The sequence below is a fragment of the Mesorhizobium sp. BE184 genome, from assembly GCF_031457045.1.
Classification (GTDB): domain Bacteria; phylum Pseudomonadota; class Alphaproteobacteria; order Rhizobiales; family Rhizobiaceae; genus Mesorhizobium.
On the sequence record NZ_JAVDVU010000003.1, the window covers coordinates 632,163 to 654,884 of the forward strand.

25 protein-coding genes are annotated in these 22,722 nt (G+C 63.7%); 4 read left to right on the forward strand and 21 right to left on the reverse strand.

Annotation, left to right across the window (positions count from 1 at the left end):
- Window positions 1-29 precede the first annotated feature (29 nt).
- On the forward strand, window positions 30-236 hold the full coding sequence (locus J2X35_RS16815; RefSeq protein WP_310187952.1) for a hypothetical protein: 207 nt from the start codon (window positions 30-32) through the stop codon (window positions 234-236).
- Between the two features lie 7 nt (window positions 237-243).
- Here the strand turns inward: J2X35_RS16815 and J2X35_RS16820 are convergent, their stop codons facing one another.
- The 3 genes from J2X35_RS16820 to J2X35_RS16830 form a co-directional block, all read right to left on the reverse strand.
- Entirely contained in the window at window positions 244-1,389 is a 1,146-nt protein-coding gene (locus J2X35_RS16820; protein WP_310187955.1) for a nickel/cobalt transporter, read from the reverse strand.
- A gap of 14 nt (window positions 1,390-1,403) precedes the next feature.
- Window positions 1,404-2,069: a DUF1007 family protein gene (locus J2X35_RS16825; RefSeq protein WP_056111345.1), complete on the reverse strand. Its 666-nt coding sequence runs from the start codon at window positions 2,067-2,069 to the stop codon at window positions 1,404-1,406.
- A 103-nt stretch (window positions 2,070-2,172) separates the two neighbouring features.
- Window positions 2,173-3,063, reverse strand: coding sequence for a LysR family transcriptional regulator (locus J2X35_RS16830; RefSeq protein WP_056115871.1), 891 nt, complete (start codon window positions 3,061-3,063; stop codon window positions 2,173-2,175).
- A gap of 566 nt (window positions 3,064-3,629) precedes the next feature.
- Between J2X35_RS16830 and odc2 the strand changes: the two genes are divergently transcribed.
- Entirely contained in the window at window positions 3,630-4,763 is a 1,134-nt protein-coding gene (gene odc2, locus J2X35_RS16835; RefSeq protein ID WP_056111342.1) for an ornithine/lysine decarboxylase, read from the forward strand.
- 92 nt (window positions 4,764-4,855) lie between these two features.
- Complete coding sequence (locus J2X35_RS16840) at window positions 4,856-5,425, forward strand: N-acetyltransferase (protein WP_310187959.1); 570 nt, start codon at window positions 4,856-4,858, stop codon at window positions 5,423-5,425.
- A gap of 76 nt (window positions 5,426-5,501) precedes the next feature.
- Here the strand turns inward: J2X35_RS16840 and J2X35_RS16845 are convergent, their stop codons facing one another.
- The 7 genes from J2X35_RS16845 to flhA form a co-directional block, all read right to left on the reverse strand.
- Window positions 5,502-5,786 (reverse strand): SCP2 sterol-binding domain-containing protein, encoded by a 285-nt coding sequence (locus J2X35_RS16845; protein ID WP_056111336.1) that lies wholly within the window; start codon window positions 5,784-5,786, stop codon window positions 5,502-5,504.
- Window positions 5,787-6,013: 227 nt separating this feature from the next.
- Complete coding sequence (locus tag J2X35_RS16850; protein WP_056111334.1) at window positions 6,014-6,544, reverse strand: hypothetical protein; 531 nt, start codon at window positions 6,542-6,544, stop codon at window positions 6,014-6,016.
- The gene (locus J2X35_RS16855) at window positions 6,541-6,963 is read right to left on the reverse strand and encodes a hypothetical protein (RefSeq protein WP_310187962.1); all 423 of its coding nucleotides are present in this window, start codon (window positions 6,961-6,963) and stop codon (window positions 6,541-6,543) included. Before J2X35_RS16855 ends, J2X35_RS16850 begins: the two co-directional genes overlap by 4 nt.
- Complete coding sequence (locus J2X35_RS16860; RefSeq protein WP_310187965.1) at window positions 6,960-7,502, reverse strand: rod-binding protein; 543 nt, start codon at window positions 7,500-7,502, stop codon at window positions 6,960-6,962. The genes J2X35_RS16855 and J2X35_RS16860 overlap by 4 nt, the downstream gene beginning before the upstream one ends.
- A gap of 84 nt (window positions 7,503-7,586) precedes the next feature.
- A complete protein-coding gene (locus J2X35_RS16865) occupies window positions 7,587-7,970 on the reverse strand; it encodes a hypothetical protein (RefSeq protein WP_056111325.1) in 384 nt (127 codons plus the stop codon).
- A gap of 3 nt (window positions 7,971-7,973) precedes the next feature.
- On the reverse strand, window positions 7,974-8,735 hold the full coding sequence (fliR, locus tag J2X35_RS16870) for a flagellar biosynthetic protein FliR (RefSeq protein WP_056111323.1): 762 nt from the start codon (window positions 8,733-8,735) through the stop codon (window positions 7,974-7,976).
- Window positions 8,736-8,739: 4 nt separating this feature from the next.
- The gene (gene flhA / locus J2X35_RS16875) at window positions 8,740-10,827 is read right to left on the reverse strand and encodes a flagellar biosynthesis protein FlhA (RefSeq protein WP_310187968.1); all 2,088 of its coding nucleotides are present in this window, start codon (window positions 10,825-10,827) and stop codon (window positions 8,740-8,742) included.
- 210 nt (window positions 10,828-11,037) lie between these two features.
- On the opposite strand from flhA, the gene J2X35_RS16880 reads away from it, so the two are divergent.
- A complete protein-coding gene (locus J2X35_RS16880) occupies window positions 11,038-12,819 on the forward strand; it encodes a chloride channel protein (RefSeq protein WP_056111317.1) in 1,782 nt (593 codons plus the stop codon).
- A 14-nt stretch (window positions 12,820-12,833) separates the two neighbouring features.
- Here the strand turns inward: J2X35_RS16880 and J2X35_RS16885 are convergent, their stop codons facing one another.
- The 11 genes from J2X35_RS16885 to J2X35_RS16935 form a co-directional block, all read right to left on the reverse strand.
- Window positions 12,834-14,489 (reverse strand): MFS transporter, encoded by a 1,656-nt coding sequence (locus J2X35_RS16885; RefSeq protein WP_056115868.1) that lies wholly within the window; start codon window positions 14,487-14,489, stop codon window positions 12,834-12,836.
- Window positions 14,490-14,665: 176 nt separating this feature from the next.
- The gene (fliQ, locus tag J2X35_RS16890; RefSeq protein WP_056111314.1) at window positions 14,666-14,932 is read right to left on the reverse strand and encodes a flagellar biosynthesis protein FliQ; all 267 of its coding nucleotides are present in this window, start codon (window positions 14,930-14,932) and stop codon (window positions 14,666-14,668) included.
- A 29-nt stretch (window positions 14,933-14,961) separates the two neighbouring features.
- Window positions 14,962-15,357 (reverse strand): flagellar hook assembly protein FlgD, encoded by a 396-nt coding sequence (gene flgD, locus J2X35_RS16895; protein WP_056111311.1) that lies wholly within the window; start codon window positions 15,355-15,357, stop codon window positions 14,962-14,964.
- The gene (gene flbT, locus J2X35_RS16900) at window positions 15,357-15,797 is read right to left on the reverse strand and encodes a flagellar biosynthesis repressor FlbT (RefSeq protein WP_056111307.1); all 441 of its coding nucleotides are present in this window, start codon (window positions 15,795-15,797) and stop codon (window positions 15,357-15,359) included. The genes flgD and flbT overlap by 1 nt, the downstream gene beginning before the upstream one ends.
- Window positions 15,794-16,141, reverse strand: coding sequence for a flagellar biosynthesis regulator FlaF (flaF, locus tag J2X35_RS16905; RefSeq protein ID WP_056111304.1), 348 nt, complete (start codon window positions 16,139-16,141; stop codon window positions 15,794-15,796). Before flaF ends, flbT begins: the two co-directional genes overlap by 4 nt.
- A gap of 19 nt (window positions 16,142-16,160) precedes the next feature.
- A complete protein-coding gene (locus J2X35_RS16910) occupies window positions 16,161-17,207 on the reverse strand; it encodes a flagellar hook-associated family protein (RefSeq protein WP_056111301.1) in 1,047 nt (348 codons plus the stop codon).
- A gap of 4 nt (window positions 17,208-17,211) precedes the next feature.
- On the reverse strand, window positions 17,212-18,654 hold the full coding sequence (gene flgK / locus J2X35_RS16915; protein WP_056111298.1) for a flagellar hook-associated protein FlgK: 1,443 nt from the start codon (window positions 18,652-18,654) through the stop codon (window positions 17,212-17,214).
- Between the two features lie 37 nt (window positions 18,655-18,691).
- A complete protein-coding gene (locus J2X35_RS16920; protein ID WP_310187976.1) occupies window positions 18,692-19,945 on the reverse strand; it encodes a flagellar hook protein FlgE in 1,254 nt (417 codons plus the stop codon).
- 97 nt (window positions 19,946-20,042) lie between these two features.
- Window positions 20,043-20,711, reverse strand: a complete 669-nt coding sequence (locus J2X35_RS16925) for a response regulator transcription factor (protein WP_056111292.1) — start codon at window positions 20,709-20,711, stop codon at window positions 20,043-20,045.
- Between the two features lie 166 nt (window positions 20,712-20,877).
- A complete protein-coding gene (locus tag J2X35_RS16930; protein WP_056111288.1) occupies window positions 20,878-21,522 on the reverse strand; it encodes a transglycosylase SLT domain-containing protein in 645 nt (214 codons plus the stop codon).
- On the reverse strand, window positions 21,452-22,642 hold the full coding sequence (locus tag J2X35_RS16935; protein ID WP_310187980.1) for a flagellar hook-length control protein FliK: 1,191 nt from the start codon (window positions 22,640-22,642) through the stop codon (window positions 21,452-21,454). Before J2X35_RS16935 ends, J2X35_RS16930 begins: the two co-directional genes overlap by 71 nt.
- Window positions 22,643-22,722: the final 80 nt, after the last annotated feature.

Below are 22,722 nucleotides of genomic sequence, written 5' to 3' on the forward strand. Positions count from 1 at the left end.
ACAGTCTTATTCTCGATCGGAGCAATGTATTGGACCGCGACAGCAAGAACGCCGCCATTGCCGCGCTGTGCATCATCCTGGTCTTCGGGGTAGGGGCCTACTTCATGCCGACCCTCATGCTGGCGCTGGGCAAGGTTTCGACCGTTCTGGCCGGCGTCGTCGCGGTCGCCTTTGTGCTGGCGTTCTTCCTGCTGTTCTGGCTGCGCGGCCGCAGCCGGCGCGACAAGGCGGACTGAATAGACGCTAAGCGCTCAGACTGGCGGACAGCAGAAGTACCCCGAACAGGAATACGAAGGCGGCGCCGCCGATCTCGACGGCGGAGTGGATGCGGTTGCCGAGGCGACCGTCGCCGGCCATCGTCACGGCCCAGTTCTTGGCCGTCACCGCGATGGTCGCCAGCGCCGAAACGGTGATTGCGGTGCCGACCGCCATGGCGAGCACCGACAGGACGCCGCCAACCCACAGGCCGTTGAGAAAGGCGAACGACAGCACGATCAGCGCGCCCGAGCAGGGACGGATGCCGACGGCTACAACCGCCGACCAGGCCGTGCGCCAGTCAAAGCGTTCGCCGGAGAGCAGCGCAGGGTCCGGCGCATGCGAATGGCCGCAGGTTTCACAGACCTCGCCGACGGCGTGCATATGATGGTGGTGAGCCGCGCCGTGGTGTGCGTGCTCGCGATGGTTATGCTCGTCGGCATGATGGGAATGCGCCTCATGCAAATGGGCATGTGCGTGGCCGGAAAGATCGTGCGCATGGTGGTCGTGTGAATGATGCCCGTGTGAATGACCGGCATGGGTCTGCGCGGCGGACAGGCTGTAGGCGGGGCCGGCGCCGAACAGGCGCAGGATCGACGGGCCGGCCTTTTTCCACAAAAGCCAGGCGCCGAAGGCGGTGACGAAGACATAGCTGGTGATTTCCAGGAACCAGGCCGCATCCGTCATCGAGATCGCCGTGCCGCGCAGGACGAAATAGGCCAGCGTCATCACCGCGATGGCGGTGAAGGCCTGCAGGAAGGCCGACACGAAAGACAAAAGAATGCCGCGACGCAGCGCCACTTCGTTGGCAACCATGTAGGACGAGATCACCGCCTTGCCGTGGCCGGGCCCGGCAGCATGAAAGATGCCGTAGGCGAACGACAGGCCGATCAGCAGCCATAGCTTGCTGCCGTCCTCGCGCATCGCCTTCATGGCGGTGGCCAGTGAACGGTAGAACGCCTGCTGGTGCTGGTTGATCCAGATCATCCAGTGCGAAAACAGCCCCGTGGACGGAACGATGGCGTCGTTGGTGCCGATGCCGAGCGAACTTTGCGCATGGGCGATCCCGGCGAAGTGCGGTGCGGCAAAGCCGGCCAGCAGGAGAACGAAGGCCATACGCGATAGCGTCTTCATGCCGGTGCCTTCCTTCATGATGCCTGGCAGTTCAGTTCGAGCTTGGTGGCGAAGATCTTGCTCATGTCGGTGCCCGTCGGATCGTTGAAGAACGCTTCCGTCAGCGTCTTCTGGTTCTGCGAGATGGCCTGGTCCGGGTCCGGGCGGATAACGGTCCTGGTGCAGGTCGCCGGCAGTCCGTCGACCGCCATGTTGGCGTCCTCGGTGAAGTCGATGGAGGTGTAGAAGCTTGGATCGTAGACGCCGAAATCGACCTTGCCGGCCAGCTTGATCGGCGTTTCCGGTTCGGATTCGAACAGGACGATGAGCTGGTTGTTGTCGAAGTTCGCCATGATGGAGGTCGGTGCCTTCATCTTGACGTCCTTGCCATCCACCGTGACGAGCTGGAAATAATCGTATTCGGCCAGCGAGGCGAAGATGGTGTCGCCGACTTCCTTGAGTTCGGCGTCATCCAGCTTCAGGTCGGAATTCTTGTCGAATTCCATCATCACCGTGCTGGAGAACAGATCGTCGAATCGCCACAGATGCCGCAGCGCCTTGACGCTCTGGTGGTCCGGATTGAGAACGACGTCGAGCCGCGCCTCGGCAAAGACGTGCGGATGTACCTCAGCCGGCAGGGCCGTGGCGAGGAGCCCAGCCAAGGCCAGTGACGACGTGCAGATCGATTTTCTCAAGCTCATCGTCGGTCGCGGATTCCATCGAATTCGGGCATGGCCGAAAACTACCAGAAAGCGGGCGAAATTGGGACCGCCACAGGCATGATTGCCGGCAAGCACAGGCCGTTCACGTGTTCTTGAACCATTGCACCAGGAAATCGACGAACACCCGCACCTTGGCCGGCAGGTAGCGGCGGTGCGGATAGACGGCGAAGATGCCGCCGCCGGACAGGATGCGGTCGTCCAGCACGGGCAGCAGCCTTCCGCTGGCGATCTCGGGTGCTGCGATGAAATCGGGCAGCAGGCAAAATCCCAGCCCGGCGACGGCGGCGGCGCGCGCGGCCATCGGGCTGTTGACCTCGATCGGACCGGAAACCGAGACGCTGATCGTGTCGTTCTCGTCGCCCCGGAACGGCCAGTTCGACAGCCAGCGGCCGTTGGTGTCGATGATGCAGGGTGCGCGCGCCAGGTCCTGCGGCCGGACCGGCATTCCGTGCCGGGCAATCAATTCGGGCGAACCGCAGACTTTTACGGAGAAAGGCGCCAGCTTGCGCGCGATCAGCGAGGAGTTCTCCAGCCGCGAGATGCGCACGGCAAGGTCGAAGCCTTCTTCGACCAGATCGACGAAGCGGTCGTCGAGATGGATCTCCAGAACGATCTCGGGGTGCTGTTTGGCGAAGTCGATCAGCGATTGGCCGATCGGCGCATCGCCGAAGGTGCGCGGCGCGGAGAGTTTGATGCGGCCGCGCACGTCGCCGGATGATTCGCGCACCGCGTCGGCCAGATTGTCGACTTCGCGGACGATCTCGGAGGCGCGGCGATAGTAGGTGTGGCCGGCTTCGGTCAGCGAGAACTGCCGGGTTGTGCGGTTGAGCAGCAGGGCGCCCAGCTCGTCCTCGAGCTCGCGCACATATTTGGATAACAGCGCCTTGGAGCGGCCGATCTTGCGCGCAGCGGCGGAAAATCCCTCCGCCTCGACCACGTCGATGAAGGCGCGCATGCGTGTGAGCGTGTCCATGGGGATCGGTTCCTCGTCGCGAACGTCGTTCACTCGATGAATACAATAGGTTCGCCATTGTTCGCAGTCCTAAAAATTTTCCCGCGGGACGAGATTTTAATTGATTGTGAAGGCGCATGTCCCTATATCGCGCTTGCCCAAAGTCGCACGTGCCTGTGGGTGTCCGCCGATCCCTCGAATGGCGAGGAAATCGGTAAGGTAACTGGAGCTAACCCCTCCAGTCGGTTTCACGGCCAACCGCGAAATCGAGGACACCTTGAAGCAACGACGGTGCGGGCCTTTCTGGTTCTCTTCCGGTTCGTCCAAAGACCGGGGTTACTGAAGAGGCACACCATCATTGCCGGCAGTGCGGTTGGGAACTCCCATCCAAGCCAAGGCAGACAAAGCGAGCAGGAGCCGGGCAAGGCTTCAGCTCATCGCCGCGAGACGGCATTTCATGGTTCCGGGGTCTCCACCGGCTGGTTCCATGAGGGGTCGTACCGCCTTTGTCCATTCGCGAGAAGCGAGGCCGAGCGCCCGTGGATCGCAGCCTTAGTGCGCGCCGCAAGGCGCATTGGGAGAATAGCATGGCCACTCAGCGCATCCTCGATTTCCTCTCCACCCGACGTCCGTCCGGCCCCTGCCTCGTCGTCGATCTCGATGTCGTGCGCGACAATTTCGTCGCCTTCGAAAAGGCGTTGCCGGACTCCAAGATCTATTACGCGGTGAAGGCCAACCCGGCGCCGGAAATCCTGCGCCTGCTGGCTGCGATGGGCTCGTCCTTCGACACCGCGTCGGTTGCTGAAGCCGAGATGGCGATGGATGCCGGCGCGCCGGCCAGCCGCATCTCGTTCGGCAACACGATCAAGAAGGAGCGCGACATCGCCCGCGCCTACGAACTCGGCATCCGCCTGTTCGCCGTCGATTGCGTCGAGGAGGTCGAGAAGGTCGCCCGCGCGGCGCCCGGCAGCCAGGTGTTCTGCCGCGTGCTGACCGATGGCGAAGGCGCCGAGTGGCCGCTGTCGCGCAAGTTCGGCTGCGTGCCGGCGATGGCGGTCGACGTGCTGCGCCATGCGCGGAAGCTCGGCCTCGACGCGCATGGCGTGTCGTTCCATGTCGGCTCGCAGCAGTGCGACCTGTCGGCCTGGGACCGCGCGCTCGGCGACGCCAAGCAGGTGTTCGCGACGCTGGCCGAGGAAGGCATTGTCTTGAAGATGGTCAATATGGGCGGCGGCTTCCCGACGCGCTACCTGCGCGACGTGCCCGCGGCCCAGGCCTATGGCCAGGCGATCTTCTCGGCGCTGCGCAAGCATTTCGGCAACCGCATCCCGGAGACCATCATCGAGCCGGGCCGCGGCATGGTCGGCAATGCCGGCGTCATCAAGTCGGAAGTCGTGCTGATCTCGAAGAAGGCCGACAACGACAATGTGCGCTGGGTCTATCTCGACATCGGCAAGTTCGGCGGTCTGGCCGAGACGATGGACGAGGCGATCCGCTATCCGATCGTCACTGCCCGTGACGCCGACGAGAAGACCCCGTGCGTGCTCGCCGGCCCGACCTGCGATTCGGCCGACGTCATGTATGAAAAGACGCCGTATCCGCTGCCGCTGTCGCTGACCATCGGCGACGAGGTGCTGATCGAGGGCACCGGAGCCTACACCACCACCTACTCGGCGGTGGCGTTCAACGGCTTCGAGCCGCTCCGATCCTACGTGATCTGACGCTCGAAAGAGCGTCGGATCACCCCGTGCGCCGGCGTCATGCCGGCGACGGTTCGCTTGTGGACTTTCTCCGCTCGTGAAGGATCGCGGATATGGAACTTGCATACACCCTGCCGGAAGTCTCCCCGGCCTTGCTTATCACTGCTGAAACCGCCGGCGACGTGCCGGCGCGCGAAGCGCTGCTCGACCGCGCCATGGGGCCTGGGCGCAAGCGCAAGTCGTCGGAAAAGCTGCGGCGCGGCCGCCGGCCCGCCGAGGGGCTCGCCTTCGCTGTGAAGGAGGAGACTGGTTTGTTGGTTGGAACGGTTCGCCTGTGGAACGTCTCGCTGGGCGAAGGCGGTTCCGAGGCGTTGCTGCTCGGTCCGCTGGCTGTCGATCCGTCGTTGAAAAACGCCGGCCTCGGTTCGGCGCTGATGCGGCATGCGATCCAGGAGGCCGCGCGCCTCGGCCATCGCGCCATCCTGCTGGTCGGCGATGCGCCTTACTATGCGCGGTTCGGCTTCTCGGCCGACAAGACCGGACAGCTTTCGATGCCCGGTCCTTACGAGCGCCATCGCTTCCTGGCCCTGGAACTGGTCGATGGTGCGCTGGACGGCGAGCATGGCACGCTGCGGCCCACGGGCCGCAAGGCAAAGGCCGAACGGCTTTCTCTGGCCGCCTGAGTCAGGCTGAGCCAGGCCGGACAATAAAAAGCGCCGTCTCGGGACGGCGCTTTTTCTTTGTCTGCTGTCGCTGGCGTCAGCCGATCAGCGACGAAAGCTGCATGGCGACCGTCATGTCGCCCTCGACCTTTATCTTGCCGGTCATGAAGGCCATGGTCGGGTTGAGGTCGCCGGCGATCAGCGATTCAAGATCGTCGAGCGAAAGCTTGATGGTGCAGTCGGTCGGCGCGTCCGCGGTGGAGATGGTGGCGCCGTCGATGACGATGACGCCGTCCGAGCCGGTATCGAACTTGACCGAGCGGTCGAAGCCGGCGCTTGCGACCTGCGGCTTGAGTTTGTCGGCTATTTCCTGAACACCCATGTCGATCTCCTCGTCCGTTTGCTGTCAGCCGGAATTCCGCGCGGCTTTTGCCCGGTGCATCCATGCACTGCGCGATCCTGCGTCTCAACAGCCATATACAGTGGTTGACGTTTACGTCAACGTGATTTGGCTGAAAACCTGCCGATCCTGGATTCGGACTTGGCTGTCCGGCTTCCGGATTTCAAGGCCATGCCGGTCGTCATCGGCGGCTGCCGCGGCGGACTGCTTCAATGCCCGCTAGCGGGGGTGGCGAAAGCCTTGGTCATTTCGGATGCGGTCGAAGGGCCGCTGCGCCGCCGCAGGGCATTGTCGCGGATTTCGTCCTTGGAAAGGAAATCGAGCTGATCGATCAGCACCTCGCTGACGAGATCGACGCCGACGCGCTTGTTGACGGCCTCGCGCAGCTTGGTGCGTAGTGCCTCGACATCGATCGTGTCCTGCCGGGTGAAATCGATCTGCGGGTTGGAATAGAGGTAGGAATAAATCTCGTCGGTGAAAAGCGCGTTGGCGGGAACCGACAGCTTGGCCATCTGCGCCGGCTCGACCGTATAAACGAGCTTGGCGATGAAATAGCCTTCGATCTTGGAATTGCGCATCAGCGGTATGGAAAGGGTGCCGGTGTTGACGTAGTCGAGCCCGCCCAAAAGCGGCTTGGTAGCGACTTCCTCATTCCGGGCGCCAGTGGCCTGGAACGAATAGAACACGGCGCCGACGGTGGCGGCGCAGATCCACAGCGCGGCGACGATGAACTTGATCAAGCGCCCGCCCGCCCGAATTCGCCGGCGGAATAGGTGCCGTCGGTCTCGGCGTTCTGGATGGCGTCCCGCATCAGATTGGCGACTTCGCTGACGGCGTTCAGGTGGGCCAGGATCGCGGCCTCGTTGCGCGCCAGCTTGTGGCGCAGGCGCAGCAATCCCTCGCGGTGCTCTTGCAGGAAGTCGGCCTGGTTCACGCCCTTCATGGCGCGGTTGAGTTCGTAGAGGTAGCGGCTCTTGCGTGCATTCGAGGCCTTGAGGTCGAAGCCGGTGGTGGTCCGGATGCCGGCCGTTTCGTCTTCGACGGCCTCCTCGATGCGTCCCATGATGGCTGCCAGATTGCCGGGCCTGACCGCGGAGGGCGATGCCTCCACCGCAGTGCGGGCGGGCAGGTTCGCCGTGAATTCCGAGTACTCGCTCATGCCGGACTTTCCGTTTTCGTTGCGGTGACTGCCCGTTCCTCGCCCAGTGCGCGCGCGATCCTGAGCTGAATCTGCTGAACCAGCGATTCCGACAGGCTGCTCTGCTCGTCGAGTTCTGTCTTCCCCGGTCCGCCCGAAACGGGCCCGACGGGCACCTTGCGCTTGCCGTCCATGTAGTGGTCGGCGAGCATGGATTTGGCGATGCCGATGCCGCCGCGCTCGGCCATGACATCGGCCAGCCGCTCGGCAAGCTGCGATTTCCACATGTCGCCGGCCAAGCCCTTGCCATAGACGCCTTCGGCGTCCTTGGGCAGCATGTTCTGGATGAAGGTCTGCAGGACCATCGCCTCGAAGCGCTTGAACTTGTTGTCGGCCGCCGGCGCTTCGGACTGCCGCGACAGGCCGGTCTCGCCAATCGAGAAAGTGGCGGGGGTTCCACCGGCGCGTTTCAGCAATGCGGCGCGCGCCGCCTCGACGTCCTGCGGCTCCGCGGCGCGGGCTACATCGAGTACGATGTCGCTGGGTGGTGAGATCGCCAAGAAGGACGGCCTTCTGCCATTTCGTTAGAAAGGATCATGCCGCAACAAGCTTGTGGCAGGCTTACGGGCTCGGCTTTGGGGCAGTCAGTCGCGATGACGCTTCTGCTCGATGAGTTCCAGCCGGTCGCGGTCGGATTTCTGCCGCTCGTCGTCGCGGCGGGCGCTGCGGTAAGCGCGCTCGACCATGTTGGTGCGCGCCGTCGCGGAAGCCAGCAGGCCGGCTTCCTGTTGCGCGCTTTCGAGGTTTTGGGTCTGCCGGTCGGCGGCCTCGGCAATCCGGCGATGGTAAAGTTCCGGAAACAGGCTCGACAGCGAGCCTTCGGCGTCGAAGCGCTGCATCAGTTCGGCGGTTTCCTGCCCGGCCGCCGAGGCAGCCGCGAGGAAGCCGGCGCGCCGCGTTTCGTGCAGGGCTTTCAGCTGCTCCTGCACTTTCACCAGTTTCTTGAGGCGGTCCTTGCGTTCGGTCATCGTCTATCGCGCCAAGGTCAGGTCGACATAGCCGTCGACGAAAAGCGAGAGCAGCGTGCCGATGGCGAAGTAGAAGATGATCAGGCCGCCGGCGATGACGAAGGGAAGGGAGATGAAATAGACCGGGATTTGCGGCGTCAGCTTGTTGACGAAGCCGATCGTCAGGTTGACCAGGATGGCATAGGCGATGAACGGGCTGCCGAGCCTGATGACGAGGAAGAAGGTTTCCGACACGGTGTCGGAGATATCGACCAAAGCCGCCTGGGGATTGAAAAAGACATTCACGGGCGCGACCGCGTAGGACGACACCAGCGCCCGGATGATCTCGTGGTGGAAGTCGAAGACAAACAGCAGAAGCAGCGCCGAGAACGAGATGATGGCGGCGAGCGCCGCTTGCGGATCCGGCTCCTCGATGGCGGGACCGCCGGCGCCGCCGTAGCCGATCAGCATGGCGATGGCCGAACCCATGAAGCGCAGCGCTTCCATGTAGAGCCGGGTCATGGCGCCGATCAGCCCGCCGACGAGAAGTTCGGACAGGATCATCGGAACAAGGATCTGCGGCTGGGGGCTGACAAAGGGGTAGATGCGGTCCCACAGGAAGGTCAGCAGGCCAACGGTTATTGCAATCGCCAGGAACAGCCGCACCTGCAGGGGCACGCGCACGCTGGACAGGCCCGGCATGATCATGAAGCAGGCGCCGATGCGGCAGAAGGCGAGAAACGCCGCAAGGATAACGCTCTGGGAGAGGGCCGAAAGGGGGATCATATCATCACGAGATGGTGCCCAGCACCCTAATCTCGACGCCCTTGGCGATCTCCACATGGCTCAGCACCGGCAGGGTGGCGAACAGGCGTTCGATGATCATGCGCACATAGGGCCGCGCATCCGGTGCGGTGACGAGGACAAAACGTTCGCCGGCCTCAAGGTGCTTGCGGATCGCCTTGGTGGCGTCCTGGCCAAATTCCTCGAGTTGGCGCGGGTCGATGTCGAACTCGCGGATTTCGCCCTTGGAGTCGCGCTTGAGGCTTTGATGGAAGGCGAGGTCCCACCGGTTGCCGAGACGCAGCACCTTCAGCACGCCGGCTTCGGTCAGGTCGCCGCAAATCTGCTGAGCCATGCGCACGCGCACATGCTCGACGATCTGCTCGGTGCGGCGCACATGCGGTGCGATCTCGGCGATGGCTTCGATGATGAGATGCAGATTGCGGATCGAGACGCGCTCGGCCAGCAGCAGTTTCAGCACCGCCTGCAGGCCAGGGTAGGAAATGTGCTGCGAGCAGATCTCGTCCGCCAGCTTGCGGTATTCGGGGTCCTGCCGTTCGAGCAGCGCCTTCATGTCCTTGTAGGACAGAAGCTGCGGCAGGTTGTTGCGGATCACCTCCGACAGATGGGTCAGCAGAACCGACATATTGTCGGCAAAAGTAAACTGTTCGCGTTTCAAATCCTCGGTGAAGGCTTCGAGAACCGAATAGGCGCGCATTCCGAAGGCCGGCTCGCGAACCTCCTCGCCGGGAATTTCCGGAACCTCGCGCGTCCCGAGCAGAACCATCAATTCGCCGACGCGCATCTGGTGCTCGGCCACTACTGTGCCGTGGATCTTGATCTGGTAGCTCTTGGGCGGAATGGCGAAATCGTCGGTGAGGCGCACCTCCGGCACGACGAAGCCATATTGCGTGGCGAACTTCTTGCGCATCTTGCCCATGCGGAAGGCGAGTTCCTGATGCGAGGTGAGCAGCTTGGTGGAAAGCTGCTTGCCGACCAGCAATTCGACCTCCGCGGTGGCGAGTGACGACTTGACGGAGTTTTTCTCTTCCTCGACCTTGGTCGCGGCTTCCTGTTTCTTTGTTTCTTCGGCTTCAGCCACGCGCCGGTTGTGGCGCATCGGGATGATGTAACCCAACGCCGCCATCGCCGCGGCAAGCGTGATGAACGGGAACATCGGCAGGCCGGGCATCAGCGACAGCAGCGTCAGCAGCGCCGCGGCGACATACAATGCGCGGGGATAAGCGCCGAGCTGTCCGAACACTGCCTGGTCCGCCGAGCCGCGCGTGCCGCCCTTCGAAACCAGCAGGCCGGCGGCGAGCGAGACGATCAGCGCCGGTATCTGCGTGACCAGGCCATCGCCGACCGACAGCTTGATGAACACGTCGGCCGCCTGGCCCATGCTCATATCATGGCGCAGATAGCCGATGGCGATGCCGCCGACGATGTTGATGGCGGTGATGATCAGGCCGGCGATGGCGTCGCCACGGACGAATTTCGAGGCGCCGTCCATGGAGCCGAAGAAGGAGGATTCCTCCTCCAGTTCGCGGCGGCGAAGCTGCGCGGTCTTGTCGTCGATCATGCCGGCTGACAGATCGGCGTCGATCGACATCTGCTTGCCGGGGATGGCATCGAGCGTAAAGCGGGCGCCGACTTCGGCGATGCGCGTCGCGCCCTTGGTGATGACGATGAAGTTCACCACGACAAGGATGAGGAAGACGATCAGGCCGATGACGAAGTCGCTCGACATGACGAGCTTGGAAAAGCCCGAAATGACGTAGCCGGCAGCGTGGGTTCCCTCATTGCCATGCGACAGGATCATGCGGGTGGTGGCGATGTTGAGCGACAGCCGCAGCATGGTCGCGATGAGCAGCACAGTCGGGAAGGACGAGAAATCGAGCGGCCGCTGGATCCACAAGGCCACCATCAGGATCAGCACGGACAGTGCGATGGAGAAGGCGAGGCCGACGTCGATCAGGAAAGCCGGGATCGGCAGGAACAGCACGGCCAGGATGACGACGATGCCGAGCGCGAAGAAGATATCGCGGCTGTTGCGCGGCAGCGGCGTCGCCGCGATGCTTTCGCTGATGGCCATTTCGTCTCCAAACGCCAGCCGGCCGCGAACGGCGACCCGAGACGCAAACCTAGCGGACCAAGCTTGCGCGAAGGTGGCACGTCCGCGGTCAATGCGGCATCGGCTGGATGGCGGATTTCAGCGGTTGCCATCGACAAATGCCGGGCGTATCAGAACATTGCGACCGAGGCAGACTTGCCTTTCCGACTGTCGATCCCTGCGAGCCGCCCGTTGCTTTCTGCTGAAAAACTGCCCGTCCACGCTCGCCGCCTGCGGGCGCTGCTGATCCGTTCCATTCCCATTCTCGAGGCGCGCGGCATCGCCGTCGTGCTCCTGGCAGGACTGGTGGGCGTGATCGCCGGCATCCTGGTCACCGCGATGAGCGCCGCCGTGCAGGGGTTGCATGGACTTCTCTTCGACGTCCAGCCGGGCGGCAGGCTGTCGGGCATGTTCTCGCTGCAGCATCCCTCGCAGGCGGCGTTGCCGGCAATCGGTGGCATCCTTTTGGGCTTGAGCATCATCTGGCTGCGCAAACACAAGTTCCGCACGCCCGTCGATCCGATCGAGGCCAACGCGCTCTATGGCGGACGCATGTCGCTGACCGATACGTTCATCATTGCAGCGCAGACCATGCTTTCCAGCGGCTTTGGCGCGTCCGTCGGCCTGGAGGCAGGATACACGCAGGTCGGTTCGGGGCTGGCCTCGCGGCTGGCGCGGTTTCTGCGCCTGCGCCGCAACGATGTCCGCATCCTTGTCGGCTGCGGCGCGGCCGGCGCCATCGCCGCCGCCTTCGACGCGCCGTTGACCGGGGCGTTCTATGGGTTCGAACTCGTCATCGGCATCTATTCGGTGGCCAATGTGGCGCCGGTGATGACGGCGGCCATCTGCGCCGCGCTGACGGCCGAGATTTTCGGCGGCGTGCCCTTTCCGCTGGAACTTGAGGGTCTGCCGGCGCTGACAGCAAGCCAGTATCTGCCATTCCTGCTGCTCGGCCTGATCGGCGGCGGCGCGTCCATCGCGATCATGCAACTGGTGTCGCTGGTCGAGCGCGGCTTCGCGCGGCTGACCATCGACGCATCCGTGCGCCCTTTCCTCGGCGGATGCCTGGTCGGGTTGCTGGGCCTGGTGACACCGCAGGTTCTGGCCAGCGGCCACGGCGCGCTGCACCGCGAATTCGCCATGAATTACGGTCTCGGCGTCGTGGCGACTGTCTTCCTGCTCAAGCTGGCGGCTTCGGCCATCTCGCTCGGCTCCGGCTTTCGCGGGGGGTTGTTTTTCGCCTCGCTGTTTCTTGGCGCCCTGCTTGGCAAACTGTTCGCCGGCATTATGGCGTTCGTGTCGCCGGCCACCGGGATCGACGCTGGCGTTGCCGCCGTCGTCGGCATGACCTCGCTGGCGGTGGGCGTCGTCGGCGGACCGCTGACGCTGACTTTCCTGGCGCTGGAATCCACCGGCGACCTGACGCTGAGCGGCGTGGTGCTGGCGGCGTCGATCATGTCGGCCATTCTGGTGCGGGAAACCTTCGGCTATTCCTTCTCCACCTGGCGCTTCCATCTGCGCGGCGAGACGATCCGCAGTGCGCACGATGTCGGCTGGATGCGCAGCCTGAATGTCGGCCTGATGATGCGCAAGGATGTCCGCACCATCGGGGCGTCGACGACGCTGGCCGAATTCCGCAAGACAGTACCCCTTGGATCGGCGCAGCGGCTCGTCGCGCTGGACGGCGAGGGGCGCTATGCCGGCGTCCTGATCGTCTCGGAGATTTACAGCGACACATCCAACCCCGAAAGCACGGTGCTGACGCTGGCGAAGTACAAGGATGCCGTGCTGGTGCCGACCATGAACGTGCAGTCCGCCGCTGAAACCTTCCAGCGCGCCGGCGCCGAGGAGCTTGCCGTCGTGGCGGACTTCACCGACCGGACCGTGGTCGGTCTTTTGACGGAAGGCCATCTCATGCGCCGCTATGCCGAGGAACTCGACAAGGCGCGGCGGGACCTTTCGGGCGAAGGCTAAGTCGCGGCCAAGGCTTAGTGTTCTTCCTGCCCTCTGGGCGACATCATTGCATGAGTCGATCGCTCGATCATGCGGCGCACGCGCGGGCGTTCGGGCCCGGCATGGAGCGCCCGAATGCGTTCCCAGATTTCCGCGTCGGCGTGCGTCATGCGCTTGTTGTGCCGGATATAGTCCAGCCAGGTCGGCGTATGGTAGGTCTCGATCCAGATTTCCGGATGCTCCAGGTCGCGCGCCAACACCCAGTTGCGGGCGCCGTCGCGGCGGCGGATGCGGCTGCGTTCCGCCATCACGGCCAGGAACTCCTTTATGTCTTCGTCCCTGATGATGTATTCGATGGTGATCGCGATGGGGCCGCTGCGCGGCTTCAGGTCGAGCGCCAGCATCGGTTCGGTCCAGCGGTCCAGCGGGTCGAGGTTGGGCATGGCGTGCTGGGGCAGCGGCAGGAGAAATCCAATCGCGCCGCCGAGCAGGAGAGCCACGCTGACGAACAGCAGGGCGGTGTCGACGCCGTTGCCGTCGGCAAATACGCCCCAGATCCAGCTCCCCAGGGCAATGCCGCCGAAAGTCGCCATCTGGTAGATGGATAGCGCGCGTCCGACGACCCAGCGTGGGGTCGACATCTGCACCGTGATATTGAAGTGCGACATCGCCAGCACCCAGCAGGCGCCGCCGACAAGCAGGCCGAGCGCGGTCTGCCAGGCCTGCGTGCTGATGCCGGCAACGAAGGCACAAACGGCGAAGCCCGCGAAGGCAAGCCTTACCAGCGTTTCGCTCGGCAGGATCTGGCGCATGCGACCGCTGATGAGCGCGCCGCCGACCGCGCCGACGCCGAAAGCGCCGAGCATGACGCCATAGGTCAGCGGACCACCCTTGACGAGATCACGCGCCACCAGAGGCAGCAGCGCCAGCACCGCGCCGGCGGTGAAGCCGAAGGCAAACCCGCGCACCAGGACCTTGCCGATGTTCGGCGACATGGCGACGTAGCGCACGCCGGCGAACATCGCCGCGCCCAATGTTTCGCGCGGCAGCGGCCGGGCCGGCTCCTCGAGTTTCCAGCGCATCAAGACGATAATGAGCGCCACATAGCTCAGTGCATTGGCGGCAAAGGCGGCCGCGGCGCCGGCCGCCGCGACGATGACGCCGCCTATGGCCGGTCCAACGCTTCGAGTCAGGTTGAAGCCCATGGAATTCAGCGCCACCGCGGCAGGCACTTTCCGGCGCGGCACCATGTCGCCGACCGACGCCTGCCAGGACGGGCTGTTCAAGGCGGTGCCGCAATCGATCAGGAACGTGAAGGCGAGCAGCAGCCATGGCGTCAAGAGGTCGAGATAGGTGAAAGCCATCAGGAAGCCTGAGACGACCAGCATGAAGGCCTGAGCGACCAGCATCACCTTGCGGCGGTTGAAACTGTCCGCGATAGCGCCGGCGACGAGGGCGAAGAGCATGATCGGAAGCGTGGTGGAAGCCTGCACCAATGCAACCTGGTAGGACGACGTAGCGATCTGGGTCATCATCCAGGCGGCGCCGACGCCCTGGATCAGGCCGCCGAGATTTGAGACGAGGCTGGCGCTCCAGACCGCACGGAAGATGCCGTGCTGGAAGGGCGAGAGGGCCGAGACGCGTTGGCCTTCCGCGTCGTCGTCGATGGCGTGTCCGCTGTGCTGCGGCATCATCTGATCTCGGGTCTTTCTGCCGTTTCGTCCGCCTGTCGGCAAACTAGACGAGTGATCGCAAAAGGCGAACGCCTTTTTGCGAAAAAATCATGGTCCACCAACAGGATAGTCAGCCGATTACGTCTACGCGGACGATCCGCGGACCGTATTCGTGACAAGGCGGCTCCAATACCTCAGAACCCGGTCTGGATGCGCTCGAAAATGACGTTGGTGAAGGCCGATATCTGTCCACCCATGAAAGGCCCGGTGAGCGCCACCACCAGCATGATGGCGACGATCTTCGGCACGAAGGTGAGCGTGATTTCCTGGATTTGGGTGAGAGCCTGGATCAGCGCGATGCCGATGCCGACCACCATGGCGACAAGCACGACCGGCGCCGACGCGGTCAGCACCGTCCACACCGCAAACTGCACGATGTCGAGCGCATCGGCCTCGTTCACCGAACCTTCTCCCCGTGACGTTTCGCGTGTTACTTGATGGTCACGCCACTGCCGATGGCGACTTCCGTGCCGTCTTCGAGAACGGCGATGAGACCGCTGCCTGCAAGACGAACTTCCTCGACCTTGCCGCTGGTCTTGCCGTCCGCCGACGCGATGGTGCGGCCGATCAGGCTGTCCGCCTGCGACAGCGCCGATGACTGCAGCAGCTGGTCGAGCTTGGAATTTGTCTGCACCGACTGTTCGACCTGCGAGAATGTGGCGAGCTGGGCGACATATTGCGTCGAGTCCATCGGCTTGGTCGGGTCCTGGTTCTTCATCTGGGCGATGAGAAGCTTCAGGAAGGACTGGTAATCGACCGCCGTCTTCGAGGTCGCCTTGGTCTGGTTGGCGCCTGCCGGCACCTGGGTCGTCATGTCCACGTTCATCAGCGTGCTCCTGCCGCCATAAGCGGCGCCGGTTGCAGGGAATCGTTTTCGTCTTCCAGCGCAAGCCGCTCCAGCGGGTATAGCGAACGGATCGCCTTCAGCGCCTCATAGACATGGTCTTCGCCGACCATGCGATCGACGTTCTTCAACGTCGCGCAAATCCGCTCGTCGTCGAAGCTCGCCAGCATAAGAGGCAGCGAGCGGCGGAACATATCGCGCGCCTCGGCCGCGCTCTGCGGATTGACCAGCATGACCTGGACGATGAAATAGAGCTGGCGCAGCGGCGTTGTCGCATCCTCGGCCTGGAGCACATGGCTCTCCAGCAGGAACTGCACGTCGTTGAGCAATTCGATCGTCACCTTTCGGTCGACCCGGACCACCGCGCCGTTGATATAGATTTTCTCGTTCGGCTTCAGCGACAGCTTGAGGGTGTTGGTCATTGGATACCGTCCCGGATGATCTGCGAGACCTCGATGAGGCCTTCGAAATTATCGGTGCGGCCCTGGCGGATGTCCTCGGCCTCGCGCAACAGCCACAGGCCGATCGAGATCAGATTGGCGCGCAGTTCCTTCGGCAGCGCGTTGTCGCTCGATCCGAGGTCGTCGACAAAGCTCGTCCACACCCGGTTGGTGAAAAGCAGCGCTTCGACCGCTTCCTGGGACTGGTGGCCAGCCACGGACGCGGCGGTCAGCATCTCGATGGAGCGGGTCAGCAACTGGCGTTCGCGGTCGCGCGCGTCGGCCACGGAGTCTGTCTGGATGTCGGCGTAGGAGAATTGATACATCGCTGGCGGGTTCCGGGGCTCAGGTGAGGAAATTCAACAGGCTCAGTTGCTGGATGCGCGCGGTGAGGGCGAAGGAGGTCTGGATATGCGAGACCAGATCGTTGACCCGATTGGCGGCCTCGTAGGGATCGACGCCTTCGAGGTCGAGAATGTGCCGTTCGAACAGGTCGACCTGCTTTTCCATGCGTTCGCTTGCGTCGGTCACGCGTTTTTCGACGATGCCGGTCTGCGCCTGCAAATGGCCAAGGCCGCTGATGACCTCGCCGGTCAATGAAAGCGCCTTCTTCGCCACGGCGCTCTTGGCGTCCTGGCTGACGTTGGAGGCAAAGAACTCCGACATGATCGTAGCGGCCATGGCCATCTTGCGCATGGGATCATTGTTGCCGCTGACGGATGTTTCGGCGGTCTCGTTCAGCGCGATGCGGCTGACGATCTGCTGGTCGGTGGCATTCGACCAGTTGGCCTCCCAGCCAGCGCCCATGAATTGGGGCATCACGTCGTTGTCGATGAAATCTTCGATATCTCCGGCCGGGATATTGGCGGCTGCCGGATCATTCTGCGTGAAGCCGAACCGGGCGACGAAGGCCGCGTCAAACGCCACCTTCGCGGGTGAGGTCGCGGTATAATCGTTCAACGGCCTGATGTCGGTGTTGGTGCCGGCGAACAGGTACTCGCCGTTGATGCTGGTGTTCAGCACCGAATTCAGCGCGTCCAGCGTTGCCTTGCCGCTATCGCTGGCGATGGTGTTGGATATGTCGCCGGACTGGGCGCTGGTCAGCGTCGACAGAAACGATTGCGCGGTCTCGCTGAGACTGCTCATGCCGTCCTGCGTTGATTTCAGCCGCGAGGTCACCAGCGCATTGGAATCGACGATGACGTTCAACCGGTCGAGATCGCGGGCGAAGGTTACAGACTGTGACGCGCGCGCGCCCAGCGCCAGCCCGATGTCGGCCACCCTGCCGGTGTCCATTTCCTTCTGCGCCTTGACGAGATCGACCTGCATGCGCATCTGCGAATAACGCATGGCGTTCGAGATGGCGGAGGAGGAGACGGAGAAGGTCTTCATGGCGCTAACCCACCGCTTCCATGAGAGCGTCCAGCATCTGGTTGACGCTGGTCATGATCCGGGCGGAGGCTTGGTAGGTATGCTCGAGGTCGAGCAGCATCGACATTTCGGCATCGACGTTGACGCCGGTCTCGTTCGACAGCGCCTCGGCGGTGCGTGAGGCCAGGGCTTCCTTGGAGTCGGCCTTCGTGGCCGTCTGCTGGCGCACGCCCTGGAACCAGCCGATGGCGCTGGCCGAATAGCCGGTGACGCTGGCGGTGGTGACGATGCCTGCCTCCGAACTGAAGCTCATCGGCTTGTCGAGCCGGTCGCCATAGGCGATCAGCAGTTCGGCATAGGAAGCGCCGCCGCCGGTGTTCACGACATAGGCCGCACCATTGGCGCCGCCGTCGCGGAGCAATTCCGGGCTTCCACCGACGGATGGGTCCATCGCGGCGTTGACGCTGATCGAGGCAGCCAGACCGTCAACGAGCGTGCCGGCGGCCGGAATGGCCGGTCCGCCCGACCAGGTGAAAAGGCCGGTGGCGCTTGGCAGCGGCGGCGCGGTTTCGGCGAATGCCGTGACGAGGCCGCGCGCGATCTCGTCGAGCTGGCTCTGCATCGTGTTGGCGACGCCGTCGCGCAACTGCAGCATGCCGGCGAGCTTGCCGTTTGCTTCGCCCTGGCCGGACAGGGGCACGTTGTCGATATAGATCGCGTTGCCGTCGGCGCCCGGCGCGTAGCCAGCGGAACCCTGGAAGGAAACGGATCGCGGGATGGTTTCGAACAGCGTGGTGCCGTCCCTGGTGGTGACGACCATGTCGTTGTCGCCGCGCGTGAAGGTCGAAACCGGCACGTATTCCGAAATCTTCTTGAGCAGGAGATCGCGGCGGTCGAGAGCATCGGACGTGTCGGCGCCGTTCCTGGTACCGATGATCACCGCCTTGTTGGCGTCTTCGAACTGGGCCAGCAGCGAGTTCAGTTCATCGACGGCGGTGCCGATCTGGCTGTCGGCATCCGTCCTGAAAGCCTGGATGGCCGCGCTGCCCTGGTTCAGGCTGTTGGTGACCTGACGCGCCGCCTCGATGACGTTGGTGGCCAGCGTCTTGTCGGAGGGCGATGTCGCGTAGAGCTGCATCGCCTCCTGCAGCTTGCCGATGGCGGTCGCCGCGGAGGAGGCGTTGTCGACGCCGTTCACGGCGAGATCCAGCCGGTCCAGCCCGCTGGAAAGCGTGCTCTGCCCGCTCCAGGCGGATAGCGCCGAAAGGTTCTGCCGGAAGAGCAGTTCGTTGGTGGCGCGCTGGATGTAGCTGGCCTTGGCGCCGGCATCCATGGACACCAGCACGGCGGTGCGGCGGGCGTAGTCGGGATTGGAAGCGTCGGCAATGTTGCGCGAGACGACGCTGGTCTGGCGCGACGTGGCCAGAAGCGAGGATTGCGCGATACTCAATGCGGACGTCAGGGACATAATTGTCTTTCAGGTGCCGCCTCGATGCGGCCTTTCTCTATCTCTTCAGGTTGACGAGGACATCCATGAGTTCCGAGCCGGTCTGGAACACCTTGGAGTTGGCGGTGTAGCTGCGCTGCGCCTCGATCATGTCGGTGAGTTCTTCGGCGATATCGACATTGGAGTTTTCCAGCGCGCCGGAGACGATGCCGCCCAGCCGGCCTTCATTGGCGAAGCCGATGCGGACGTCCCCGGAATCGGTGCCTTCCTGATAGACGTTGCCGGCAAGCGCGGTGAGACGGTCCGGGCTCTGCACGTCGGCGAGCGGAATCTTGTAGAGCGCCTTGCTCGAGCCGTCGGCATACTGCGCGTAGATTGTGCCGTCCTGGCTGATCTGGATCTTCTCGATCGAGCTCGGAGCATTGCCGTTGACGGCCGCGTCGGTAACGGTGAAGTCGGCGCCGAGCTGGCTCAGCTTGGACAGGTCGAGCGTCAGCGGCTGACCGTCGGGCACGGTGAAGGAGAGGCTGTCGACGGCGCCGGTGAGCTTGCCCGTCGTGTTGTCGAAGGTCAGCGTCGCCGAACCCAAGGCGCCGCCCGTATACGGGAACGAGGTGCCCGGCGTCGCCTTCGACTGGTCGAAGACCGCGACTTCCCAGGTGCCGGCGCCGGTCTTGGTGAAATAGGCGTCGACCAGGACCTTGTTGCCGAGGTTGTCGTAGGCGACCATCGACGATTTGGCGGTGTATTCGGACGTCGCGCTGTTGCTCGAGGGCAGGGGGCCGGCCGGCACTTCGGCGCCGCTCGGCAGATTGCCGGTGAAGTAGCCTTCGGTGCTGGGCGTCGCGGTCATTTCCTGGTCGCTAATGACGACCGGGACGAGCCCATCGAAGCCGTTGACCGTCGCAGCCGGCACGCCGTTCTCGTAGCTGTAGGCCATGAGCTGGAAGCCGGCCGCATTGACGAGACGGCCTTCGCCATCGGGCACGAAAGCGCCGGCGCGCGTCATGTAGGGCGTGCCGCCGGCGTCCTGTACGACGAAGAACCCGCTGCCGTTGACGGCAAGGTCGGACACCGAGGTGGTGTACTGCAGCACGCCCTGCGCGCTGATCGAGGAAATGACGGCGGTGTTGACGCCGCCCGAATTGTAGTTGCCGCCGGTGTTGGGAAGGACGAGCGTCGAGAATTCGGTCGAGGAGCGCTTGTAGCCGGTGGTGCCGGAATTGGCGATGTTGTCGGCAACGGTGGACAGGCGGCTTGCCTGCGCATTCATGCCGGAAACGCCGGTTCGCATCATTCCATACAAGCTCATCGAAACGTCTCCTGGTTCCCCATGCGGTCGTTCATGAGGATAGACGTTCTGTCTTGCGTGAAACTGGTGGAGCCGGGGGCGGCATGGCCGTCGCGCATCAGGCGACGAGCCGGTAGCCGAGAAACCGTTTGGAATCGATCGGGTCGTGGCCCAGTTTCTCGCGCAGCTTCTTGCGCAGTTTGCTGATATGGCTTTCGACCACGTTCTCTTCGACCTCGTCGTCGAAGATGCCGTAGATGGCGTTGAAGACCTGCGTCTTGGTCACGCGACGGCCGCGGTTGCCGGCCAGATATTCGAGGATGCGCCGTTCGCGCCTTGGCAAGGGCAGCGCCTCGCCGTTGATCTCGGGATCGCGGCCATCCAGGAAGATGCGCATCGCGCCGATCTCGGTGTAGTTGGCTTCTTCCTGTGCCCGGCGGCGAATGGCGGTTATGCGGGCCAGGATCTCGCGGATGTGGACTGGCTTGCGGACGACATCGTCGACACCGGATTCGAACAGCCGCAGCGTGTTCTCGAGCGAGTTGTGCTCGCTCAGCGCAATCACCGGCGCTCCGGTGCGGTCGCGGATTTGCCGGGGCGAGACGCTGCCTTCGCGGCAATCGCCGATCAGAAAGGCGCGCACCGATCGAAGGTCATCGTCGGCCGCGGTCGAGACCCAGTCGTCAAAGTCGGTCGGTGCGAAGCCTGCACAGGCGACGCCCTCCCTGTCGAAAAGAGAGTTGTACCCCTCCGTCACGAGCTCACGCTCGTCCACGATCACGATCATCGGCCCCGCCTTCCGAATCAGTTCTAGTTTGCCCACGGAAACGGGTAGCGGCAGGCGGGAATCCTGACTAACCGTCATTTCTTGTAGCTGCTTTCTTGGGAGTCTGGAATCGCCATGGTTGCATCGGCCGAAAACGTGGCCAACAGGAGCGGGCCGCCGGGTTTTTTCAGGGGCTTCGAGGACCAGCGGCAACGCCGTTCCGCGGCGATTTCAATACAACCTGTGGATTGCAGAAACTGCGGGCGTTCGGCGTCCATTTCCCGAAGCCGACGGCGACCATGTTGGTGATGACGCGGCAGACATAGGTTTTTTGCGCCGGGTCGTTGTTGGGGCCGGCATGGTAGCGGGCGACCGCCATCGACCATGTTTCATGGCGCGCATGAAGGCTGACGAGGAAGCGCGCCGCATAGTCGACATTGCGGTGCGGGTCGAGCATGTCGGAGACGCTGGCGAATTCGCCGCCATGGTAGTGGTGGTTGATCTGCATGCAGCCGAGATCGATCAATTTCTTGCCGCTTTGCCGGGCCGTTTCGAAGGCCGCCAACGCGCCCGCACGGCTGGCAGGAAAGACGGCTTTTCCTTCTATATTCAAAGCGTTGGGCTGGAGGCTCCCCTTGTTTCCGGTCTCTGTCAGACCGACGGCATAGAGAATGCCGGCCGGGATCCCGTAGCGATCCGCCGCCCGCAGGATTTCCGCCTCGCACGGGTTCGGCGCGGCCTTCGCCGCGACGATTGCGAGGCTAGATAAACAGATCGCCGCTGCCACGCTCGCGAACAGGCGGAGCGCTACGGGCGGCTTCCTGAGCGTCATGATTGCGGTTCCTTCCAGATTGCTGTCCGGCCGATCCATCGCCGCGGCCGTCCGATCCGCCCGGCTGAAACGACGACTGATCGCGGCCGGCCGGGTTCATGGAGGCTGGCCCGTCCGCGCGCGCGGCAGCGGTGACAGCTACCGGAGGTTGCAGGATTGTCACGCTGTCGATGTCGAACCCGAGACTGCGCAGCGACTTGGTGAGCGCTTCCGTATCGGCGGAAAGACGGCGATGCGCCTCGTGGGTTTCGGGCTTGATTTCGACCGAAAGTTGCTGGCCGGAGAGGCGCAGGCTGGCAATCACCGAACCCAGCTCGGCGGGGTGGAGCTCGATCTTCAATATGTGTGCCGGAACAGCAACGGTTTGGGTTTGCTGAAGCAGCGCCGCGTGGCTCGCGGGGGCCTGTCGCAAGCCGTTGTCCAGGGCCGTGACAAGAGCGGCGGCGGTGGTGCTGATCGGCTGCGGGCCAGGGGCGGGGAACGATTGCTGGCCCCTGACGGTGAAGTCCGCCGATGCCGCGTGTTTGTCAGCGGCGCTGCGCGGCTCCGGCGCGATTTTGCCTGAGATTGCCTCGCCGCCCAGCAAACCGGAAAGCCCTTGCCTTGTGCCGCTGGGCATTGTCTTGCCTGGTACATCAGTGGCGACAGTTTCATCCGGAGCCTGGCTGGTGTCGGGCAGGATTTGAGGCTGTACCGATTGCTCCGAATCCTGGCCGGCCACGCTGGTACGCAGATCGAGGGAGACCGGGTTTTCCTCAAGCGGCAACGTTGATGCCGCCGCCGATTGCGCCGAACGCGTCGCCGTGTCGTTGGCGGCCTTGCCCCGGCTGACCTGCGGGGCCTGGTTCGGCTGCGCCGGCAATGCGCCGAGCTGCTGCAGGGAAATCAGTTCGGGAAGCTTGTCACGCGGCTGCGGTTGTTCTTCGCGCGCGGAAGAATCGTTGGCGTTCCGCGCCTCGGCTTCTTCGGCGATTGCCGCTTTCTTTCCGATCAGATGGATAACGGACAAGAGATCGGCATCCTCCGCCTGTTCGGCATCTGGCGGGCTCCCTGCCGCTTCGTGTTTTGCAAGTGCCGCCTTCTTGCCGTCGCCCGTGGGTTTCGCCTTGGCTGACAGCAACTCGGCAAAGCCGCCGCCGGGCTGCGGATCCTTCTCGGCGCCCGGTTCCGCGCCGTCACGGGTGAAGGCGGTCGCGGGGA